Origin of the sequence: Streptosporangium sp. G11 (assembly GCF_051192615.1) — a bacterium.
Taxonomy (GTDB): domain Bacteria; phylum Actinomycetota; class Actinomycetes; order Streptosporangiales; family Streptosporangiaceae; genus Streptosporangium.
The window spans coordinates 83,294-91,464 of the sequence record NZ_JBPJUQ010000043.1 but is presented as its reverse complement, the minus strand read 5'-3'; the positions used below and the strand labels follow the sequence as shown (position 1 = coordinate 91,464).

Sequence of the window (8,171 nt, the reverse complement as noted above, 5' to 3'; positions counted from 1 at the left end):
CGCACGTCACGCACCGACGATGGCCTAACTACGTCCCCTGGCGGGGCCAAACGAATCAAGATCTACGAATGCAGTACAAGAAGAAGCGGAAGAAGAACGGCGATGAAGAGATCTATTATCGCGCGATGAAGGATGCGCATTACAAGACGCTCGAGACGACCGATCGGATGCCTCCCAGCAACAAGGAAACATTCATCTCGCCCACCTTGGAGTATGTGCAGAGTTATGAAGGGATAATAGTGGAGTTCGCTCTGGAGAAGGGGACCACGAGTGCGCTGGCCGCCATAGGTGTGAGAGATGAATCTCCGCTGGTGAAGGCAACGTACCCGGACATGCGCCCCATTTTCTCTGGCTGGAAGAAGTCTCGTGCCTTCTTCAAGGAGGAGGACGGTCAAATAAACATCGGCCTGGGCAACGGGCGGGCGCTGGAGATATTCAATGATGGTATCGTCTCCTTCGATAAGGTCGCGAGATGAACTGAGAAGGCTGCGAGATGAACGAGGAAGACGCGCGGGTGATCCTCTCGATGGGTATCGTTCCCAACGAGCCCAGGGAAGGCACTCCCGACGACATCCTGCGCCACTTCGGTACGAACGACGGGCATGAGCTGGGGCTTCGACTTATCAAGGACGCGGTTCGACGGAAGGACGGGTATGACGTCGCACTGGCGATGATGGTATGTCATGCCTTCGGCTACACGATGGATCATTTCGATGTCCTGGTCGAACTGAGCTACGCGGACTGGCACAAGAAGCATGAAGACGTTGTTTCCAATCTGGGTAAGCTGAAAGCTCCTGCCGCGGTCGAGGCGCTTTACCATGCGACCCAGTGGATTCCGGACTATCTCGATTACGATGACGACCGCACGTTGGCCTCGAAGGCGATCTGGGCGTTGGGTGGCACACCCGGCCCTGAGGCCGAGCGGGCGTTGGTGCGACTGGCGGACTCGGAGAACGAAATGCTGAAGGAGGAGGCGGGTTACCAGCTCGAGAGGCGCGGAGTTCGCTAGCGAGATCTCCGACGCGCCGAAGGTGGATCCTTCTCGCCCCTTTTCCCGGAAACGCGACTTCACGTACTTGGACACAGAGTATGGAAAGTGCCACTTCTCTATCGAGGAGATCGCGATGAAGCTCCAATTTCTCACAGAATTGATCGGCAGGCCGAGTTCGAGGCGGCCTGGCGCGCCACGCGAGGACAGTGAGATGGCGAAGGGCCTCGTGGCAGGGGTGGTCGTCGCGGGCGTGCTGCTCGTCGGCGGGTGTGCCGGTGAGGAGCCGAAGCGGGAGCGGATCGTGGCCGTGGCCGAGATCACCGATTCGCCGAAGGCCGAACCGACGCATCTGCTGTCGAAGGAGCGGCGGTTCACCCGTCTGGACACCGCGTACGGGAAGTGTCTGGACCAGAACGGGGTGAAGGATCTGCCGCCGCTGGACGAGCCGCTGAAGCTCGACGAGACGGATCCCACGGTGGCCAGAGCGCTCCAGTCGTGCCAGGCCCTGGCCGTCGAGGAGAAACCGTAGCGGCGCCCGGCGACATGTCTCAGTTGAAAACCGTCATGTCATGGCCGGTGGTGTTCCGCGGCGCGGGGACAACGCGTCGCGTAGATGGGCATCGCCGCCGTATCCGGCATCGGCCACCACCACCGGAGCCCCAGGCACCCAGCTCGTCGGGAGCATCGGGATACGGTCTCTCCCCGGTGGGAGGGGTTCACCCCATCGGCTCGCCCGCCCGGACCAGGCCCTGCTCGTACGCGAAGACCACCGCGGCCACCCGGTCGCGCAGCCCGGCCTTGGTCAGCACCCGGGACAGGTGGGTCTTCACCGTGGCCTCGGACAGGTGCAGGACCTCGGCGATCTCCGCGTTCGACCGGCCCCGCCCGACGTGTGCCAGCACCTCCCGCTCACGATCGGTGAGACGCTCCAGAGCGGTCCCTCCGCCGGGCGGCACGGTCAGGAAGCGCTCGATCAGCCGCCGGGTCACCACCGGGGCGAGCAGCGCCTGCCCGGCGGCGACGGTGCGGACGGCCTCGGCGAGCTGGCCGGGCGGGGCGTCCTTCAGCAGGAAGCCCCCCGCGCCCGCGCGCAGCGCCTCGTACACGTACTGGTCGAGATCGAAGGTGGTGAGCACCAGTACCGCCGGGGCGTCGGGCCCGACGCGGATGCGCCGGGTGGCCTCGATACCGTCCAGCCTGGGCATCCGGATGTCCATCAGCACCAGATCCGGCCGTAGCCGCCGCGCCTCCGCCACGGCCTCGACGCCGTCCGCGGACATCCCCACCACCTCGATGTCGGGCTGGACGCCGAGCATGGCCGACAGCCCCGACCGTGCCAGCGCGTGATCGTCGACGACCAGGACACGGATCACCGCGACTCCACGGGCAGTCGGAGACGGACGGCGTACCCACCGTCCCCGGCGGGACCGGCGTGCAGCGCGCCACCGTAGAGGCGGGCCCGCTCGTGCATCCCCACCAGGCCGTGCCCGGACGAGGCGGCCGGCGCCTGGCCTGTTCCGGGCGCGTTGACGACCTCCAGGCCGAGCTCCGTGCCGCCGTAGGTCACCCGGACCTCGGTGTCGGCCGTGCCCGCGTGCCGCCGGACGTTCGTGAGCGCCTCCTGGACGATCCGGTAGGCGGTGAGTTCCAGCCCGGCGGGCAGGTCGCGGCGGTCACCCCGCTCGACCAGCCGCACCGGCAACCCGCTCGCCCGCACCTGCTCCACCAGCTCGGGCAACCGGTCCAGGGTGGGCTGCGGTGCCAGCCCGTTGTCGTTCTCGTCGCGCAGCGCCTCCAGCACGTGCCGCATCTCCATCAGAGCCTCGCGCGCGGTGTCCGCCACCGCGTCCATATGGTCGCGCGACCGCTCCGTGTCGCGCCCGCTGAGCACGCGGGCGGCCCCGGCGTTCACCGCGATGATCGACAGCGAGTGCGCGACCACGTCGTGCAGCTCGCGCGCGATCCGCAGCCGCTCGGCGACGACCGCCTCCCTGGCCCGCTCGCGCGTCCGCTCCTCGGAGTCGCGCAACTGGGCCTCCCGGCGACGCAGCAGCAGCCCGGCCGTCCACGCGCCGGTCACGAAGAAGACCATGACGACAGCGGACCCGATGTCCGGCCGGGCGTCGTAGAACTGCAGGGCGATCGCGCCGGTCATGCCCCCGACCGCGCAGACCCACCCTCCCACCGCCACCGGCAGAGCCCGGACGTGCAGCGCGACCGAGAACGCGGCCACCAGGATCGCCGGAAACGGCACGACGGTGGCCGGTGGCCCGTCGGCGGTGGCCGCCCGCAGCAGCAGCGCGGCCACCGTGACCCCCAGCACGGCCAGCGGCGCGTGCCGCCGGACCGCCAGCGGCAACGTCGTCACCAGCGCGAACGCGACCTCGACCAGGAGTGGCTCCGGGCCCGCGGGCAGCACCTCCGCGACGGCCCAGACGGCCAGCAGCGCGGCGAGCGCCAGATCTGACCGGGGCGGGCGCCGGGGTACCCGGGCGAGTTGTGCGAGGGGATCCACGGGTAGAACGTACTGCCCGGTCGAAGCGTGGTCATCAGCCTGCCGGGGTAGTCGCGTCAGCTTCCCGTGGTAGCCGATCGCGCCCCGAGACGGACGCGCCGGGGCCCGGACGCTTTCTAGCGTCGCACCATGACCTCGAACGAAACAGCGCCTCGCGGGCGCACCCCGTCGGGCCTTTCCGTATCGGGCCTTTCCGCGATCGCCGGCGGCGCGGCCATGGCCGTCATCGGAGTGATGCAGGCGGTACGGCCCACCGACGACGATCCCAGGGTGCTCGGCGAGGAGCACCTCATCCTCGGCCTGTTCGCGGCCTCGCTGATCCTGCTCGTCCCCGGCCTTCTCGCACTGGCCCGCCACGGCACCCGGGTCGCCCTCGCCGGAGCCGTCGCGGTGTCGATCGGCCACGTCCTGCTGGCGTTCGGCGCCACGGCCTCCAACCTGCACGGCGAGGACTACCCGTGGTTCGGCCTGGTGGCCGTCCCGGCGAACCTGGCCATGCTCGCCGGGGGGATCGCGATGGCGGTGTCACTGTGGCGGGCCGGACGGGTGCCCCGCGTCGTCGCGGTGGCCCTTCCCGCACTGTGGCTCTGCGAGATCATCCTGGCCCAGCTCGGCGGGGGGCTGATCGCCGGTGCCTACTGGCTCGTCGTGGGCCGCCTGCTCATCTCCGGCACCCTGGAAGGCGCCGCCCCGGCCAGGCCATGACATTTTCCATCGAAGTGTGTACCGGGGTTCGTCCTGACGAACCAGGAACGGTTCATCCGCGCAGAGGAGGGCGGAACGGGTGAGAATTGCGATGATCGTTATGTCGTAACATTCCGGATCTGAGGAGCTGACCGCCGATGACTCTCGCGCGACTTCCCCACCGTGGACGGGCGATCGCCGGCCTCGGGCTGAGCGCGATACTCGTGACATGGGCCGTCGCACCCGCCGCGTCCGCCGAACCGCTCCCCGCCTCCGCGGAGCCCTCCGCGTCGGCCGGGCTCGACCGGGAGGCGCTCAAGCGGAGCCTCGACGCGGTCCACGAGGCCGGGATGTACGGCACCTACTCCGCGGTCCGGGACGGCGGGGCGAGGTGGCTCGGGGCGGCGGGGGTCGCCGACGTGCGGACCCGGCGGCCCGTCCACTCCCGGATGGTCCACCGGGTGGGCAGCATCACCAAGACCTTCACGGCCGTGGCGATCCTCCAGCAGGTCGAGCGGGGCCGCGTCGAGTTGGACGCGCCCGTCGCCCGCCATCTCCCCGGTCTTCTGCCGGACGAACTCGGCCAGAGGATCACGGTCCGGATGCTGCTCAACCACACCAGCGGCATCGGCGACTACGTCGCGGGCGCCTTCCCCTCCCTCGTCCAGGCCTCCCCGCAGAGCCTCGACGACAACCGGTTCCGCAGGATCAGCCCGCTGGAGCTGGTGAGGTTCGGGCTGGAGGCGCCGCGCACGGGCGAGCCGGGGCAGGTGTGGTCGTACTCCAACACCAACTACGTGATCGCCGGTCTGCTCCTGGAGAAGGTGACCGGAACCGGCGCGGAGGCGTACATCACCCGTCACGTGATCCGCCGGGCCGGGCTGCGCGACACGTCCTTCCCGCGCACGCCGGTCATCCCCGGGCCGCACTCCAAGGCGTACGAGGCGCTGTACGGCTACATCGACCCGCCGCGCGACTACAGCGTCTACGACATGTCGTGGGCGGGCACGGCGGGCGCCGTCGTCGCGACCATGGAGGACCTCAACCGGTTCTACCGGGAACTGCTGGGCGGCGGGCTGCTCGCCCCCGCGCAGCTCGCCCAGATGCGGACGACGGTGCCGGTCACCGACGCCCAGGGCAACGCCGTGATGCACTACGGTCTCGGCATCTACGCCCAGGACCTGCCCTGCGGCCGGTTCTGGGGCCACGACGGGGGCGTGTTCGGCATGGGCACGATCTCCATGTCCGGCGAGGACGGCCGGCGCCAGCTCTCCCTGGGATTCAACCTGATGAAGTACCAGCAGCTCGACGCGAGCGGTTATCCGCAGCCGCACGCGATCGACTACGCGATGAGCGACTACTTCGTGCGGGCGCTGTGCGGCCCGTCCGCGGCGGCGGCCAAGAGCTCCCGGCCTCCGGTGCTCCTCCCGACCCAGCAGGTGCTGGTCAAGCGCTGACCCGCCGGTTCGCCGGTCGGGCGCTCACCCGCCTGTTGGGCACCGGGCAGGCATCGGGCAGGTACCGGTTCGCCGGGTGAGCGCCGGCGTGCCGGTCCGCCGACCACCGACCGCCCGTCCCTTCGTCGTCCGGGGGCGGTCGGTGGTCAGTAGGAGCCGCGCCACCGGGGGGCGCGGTCCCGGCGGTGCGCGCCGTCCCCGCGATGCCGGCGCTCCTCCCGATACCCGCGCTCCCATCCGTACCTGCGCTCCTCGCGGAAGCGGCGTCCGCGATCCCCCCGCGCGCCGCGGTCCTCGCGGTCTCCCCGGGCGCCGCGGCGGCCCTCGCCCCCGGCGTCCTCGCCGTCCTCGCCCTCCTCCTCGCGTTCCCTGGCCAGGGCCTCTTCCAGGCCGGGGGTGAACCCGCCGCCGAAACGGCCCATGTCGGGGTGGTGGAAGCGGGTCTCGCGCGTGCCGTCGAGGGCCGCCGACATCGACGAGACCCAGATCGGCCCCGGCAGGGAGGCCCCCTGGACCGCGCCGAAGTACTCGTCGCCGATCTCGACGTTGGTCAGCGGGTAGCGGTAGGAGCCCCGGATGTCGCCCACGCTGACCGCCGCGGCCAGGTCGGGGGTGTAACCGGCGAACCAGGCCGACGTGTAGCCGTTGTTGGTGCCCGTCTTGCCCGCGGCCGGGCGGCCGATGCTCTGCCCGGTCATGGTGCCCTTGGTGAACACCCCGGCCAGAAGGTGGTTGACCGCGTCGGCCACGTCGCGCTCGATCGCCCGTGAGCAGCTGGGCGGGATCCGGAAGCGCCTGCCGTTCCGCTCGACGATCTCGACGATGGACATCGGGCGGCAGTAGCGGCCCCGCGCTCCGAAGGCGGCGAACGCGGACGCCACGGTCACCGGGTCCATCTCGTTCACGCCGAGGGTGAAGGTCGGCACCTCCCGCAGCGGGGTGCCGTCGGCGCGGGCGATGCCCAGCGCCCTGGCGGTCGTGACGACCGGGCACAGGCCCACCCGCTGCTCCAGCATCATGTAGAAGATGTTCACCGACTTCCAGGTGCCGGTGGACAGGCTCTGCGGGCCGCCCTTGCCCTCGCCGCTCGCGTTGAAGATCTCCGCGCCGGGGTCGTTGACCTTGCGGCCCCTGCAGTCGGTGAAGCCGCTGTCGGGGACGAAACTGCCGGGCGTCATGAAGCCCTGGTCGAACCGCCAGCCCTGGGCCAGCGCGGTCGCCAGGGTGAACGCCTTGAACGTCGATCCCGCCTGGAAGCCCTGGCCGCCGCCGTGCGCCATGTCGGCGGGCAGGTTGTAGGTGGTGTTGGGGCCGTTCTTGCTGTTACCGACGTTGCTGCCGTACTTCTTGCTCGCCGCCATGGCCCGGATCCGCCCGGTGCCCGGCTGGACCATGGCCTCGGCCGCGACCTCGGTGTCCTTCCTGCCGACCCGCGCGGCGATGGCGCGTTGCGCGGCCCGCTGCGCCTTCGGCGCCAGGGTGGTGCGCAGCACGATGCCGCCCCTGGCCAGGCGGCGCTCCCGCTCGGCGCGGGTGTGGCCGAAGGCCGTGTTGGTCAGCAGCTCCCGGTGCACGTAGAGACAGAAGTAGGGGTAGGTGCTTCCGTCGCAGCCGCCGGGCTCGGGCTTGAGGCGGATGGCCAGCGGGCGCCTCTTGGCGGCCTCGGCCCGCGCCGGGGTGACGTACGACAGCTGGGCCATCCGGTCCAGGACGATGTCCCTGCGCTCGCGCAGCCGCTCCCTGCGCCCGGCGCCCAGGGACGGGTCCGTGGCGTACGGCGTGCGGACCGCGCCGGCCAGCGCCGCGGCCTGGGGCAGGGTCAGCCGGGAGGCAGGGACCGAGAAGAACCGCTGGGCGGCGGCCTCCACCCCGAAGGCGCCCGCGCCGAAGTAGGCGATGTTGAGATAGCGCTCCAGGATCTCGGCCTTGCTGTACTTCCTCTCCATCGCCAGCGCGTACCGCAGCTCGGTGATCTTGCGCTGGACGCTGGGCGCGCGGGCCTGGGCGCGCTCGGTGTCGCTCTCGGAGTTCTCGACCAGGATGTTCTTCACGAGCTGCTGGGTGAGCGAGGAGCCGCCCTGCCGCACCTCGCCCGCCTTGGTGTTGGTGATCAGGGCGCGCAGGGTGCCCTTGACGTCCAGGCCCGCGTGCTCGTAGAAGCGCGAGTCCTCGATCGCCACGATCGCGTCACGCATGACGGGGGCGACCTGGGCGAGGGTCACCACCGTCCGGTTCTCCGTGTAGAACTGGGCGAACCGCTTGCCGTTCTTGTCCAGCAGGACGGTGCGCTGGGAGAGCGGGTTCTCCCGGGGGCTCGGGGGCAGGTCGGTGAGGGTCGTCGCGACGCTGTTGACGGTGATCCCGGCCGTGCCGACCAGCGGCAGCGCGGCCATGGCTGCCAGCAGCCCGCCGAACACCCCGCAGGCCGCCAGCCAGCACAGGCACGCGCCGCGACCACGTCTCACCTCCGGGCGCGATGTCACGCATAGTAACGTGCGACCGGATGATCACCTACAAACGCCCG

8 protein-coding genes are annotated in these 8,171 nt (G+C 70.3%); 5 read left to right on the top strand and 3 right to left on the bottom strand.

Annotated elements, in window-relative coordinates; translation table 11 throughout:
• Positions 1-68: 68 nt before the first annotated feature.
• The 3 genes from ACSDR0_RS31785 (at position 69) to ACSDR0_RS31775 (ending at position 1,520) form a co-directional block, all read left to right on the top strand.
• Positions 69-476: a hypothetical protein gene (locus ACSDR0_RS31785; protein ID WP_435292594.1), complete on the top strand. Its 408-nt coding sequence runs from the start codon at positions 69-71 to the stop codon at positions 474-476.
• 17 nt (positions 477-493) lie between these two features.
• Complete coding sequence (locus ACSDR0_RS31780) at positions 494-1,009, top strand: HEAT repeat domain-containing protein (protein ID WP_435292593.1); 516 nt, start codon at positions 494-496, stop codon at positions 1,007-1,009.
• Positions 1,010-1,202: 193 nt separating this feature from the next.
• Positions 1,203-1,520 (top strand): hypothetical protein, encoded by a 318-nt coding sequence (locus ACSDR0_RS31775; RefSeq protein ID WP_435292592.1) that lies wholly within the window; start codon positions 1,203-1,205, stop codon positions 1,518-1,520.
• Positions 1,521-1,707: 187 nt separating this feature from the next.
• On the opposite strand, the gene ACSDR0_RS31770 is transcribed toward ACSDR0_RS31775, so the two are convergent.
• Complete coding sequence (locus ACSDR0_RS31770) at positions 1,708-2,364, bottom strand: response regulator (protein WP_435292591.1); 657 nt, start codon at positions 2,362-2,364, stop codon at positions 1,708-1,710.
• Positions 2,361-3,506, bottom strand: a complete 1,146-nt coding sequence (locus ACSDR0_RS31765; RefSeq protein WP_435292590.1) for a sensor histidine kinase — start codon at positions 3,504-3,506, stop codon at positions 2,361-2,363. Before ACSDR0_RS31765 ends, ACSDR0_RS31770 begins: the two co-directional genes overlap by 4 nt.
• A 129-nt stretch (positions 3,507-3,635) precedes the next feature.
• Here ACSDR0_RS31765 and ACSDR0_RS31760 point away from each other — a divergent pair, with 129 nt between their 5' ends.
• A complete protein-coding gene (locus ACSDR0_RS31760) occupies positions 3,636-4,211 on the top strand; it encodes a hypothetical protein (RefSeq protein ID WP_435292589.1) in 576 nt (191 codons plus the stop codon).
• 137 nt (positions 4,212-4,348) lie between these two features.
• Positions 4,349-5,647 carry a serine hydrolase domain-containing protein gene (locus tag ACSDR0_RS31755; protein WP_435292588.1) on the top strand — a complete coding sequence of 433 codons (1,299 nt, stop codon included), beginning with the start codon at positions 4,349-4,351 and terminating at the stop codon, positions 5,645-5,647.
• A 146-nt stretch (positions 5,648-5,793) separates the two neighbouring features.
• Here the strand turns inward: ACSDR0_RS31755 and ACSDR0_RS31750 are convergent, their stop codons facing one another.
• The gene (locus tag ACSDR0_RS31750) at positions 5,794-8,130 is read right to left on the bottom strand and encodes a transglycosylase domain-containing protein (protein ID WP_435292587.1); all 2,337 of its coding nucleotides are present in this window, start codon (positions 8,128-8,130) and stop codon (positions 5,794-5,796) included.
• Positions 8,131-8,171: the final 41 nt, after the last annotated feature.

Coding starts and splice junctions, on each gene's coding strand:
- ACSDR0_RS31785 (WP_435292594.1), top strand. CDS start 69: ATGCAGTACAAGAAGAAGCGGAAGAAGAACGGCGATGAAGAGATCTAT.
- ACSDR0_RS31780 (WP_435292593.1), top strand. CDS start 494: ATGAACGAGGAAGACGCGCGGGTGATCCTCTCGATGGGTATCGTTCCC.
- ACSDR0_RS31775 (WP_435292592.1), top strand. CDS start 1,203: ATGGCGAAGGGCCTCGTGGCAGGGGTGGTCGTCGCGGGCGTGCTGCTC.
- ACSDR0_RS31760 (WP_435292589.1), top strand. CDS start 3,636: ATGACCTCGAACGAAACAGCGCCTCGCGGGCGCACCCCGTCGGGCCTT.
- ACSDR0_RS31755 (WP_435292588.1), top strand. CDS start 4,349: ATGACTCTCGCGCGACTTCCCCACCGTGGACGGGCGATCGCCGGCCTC.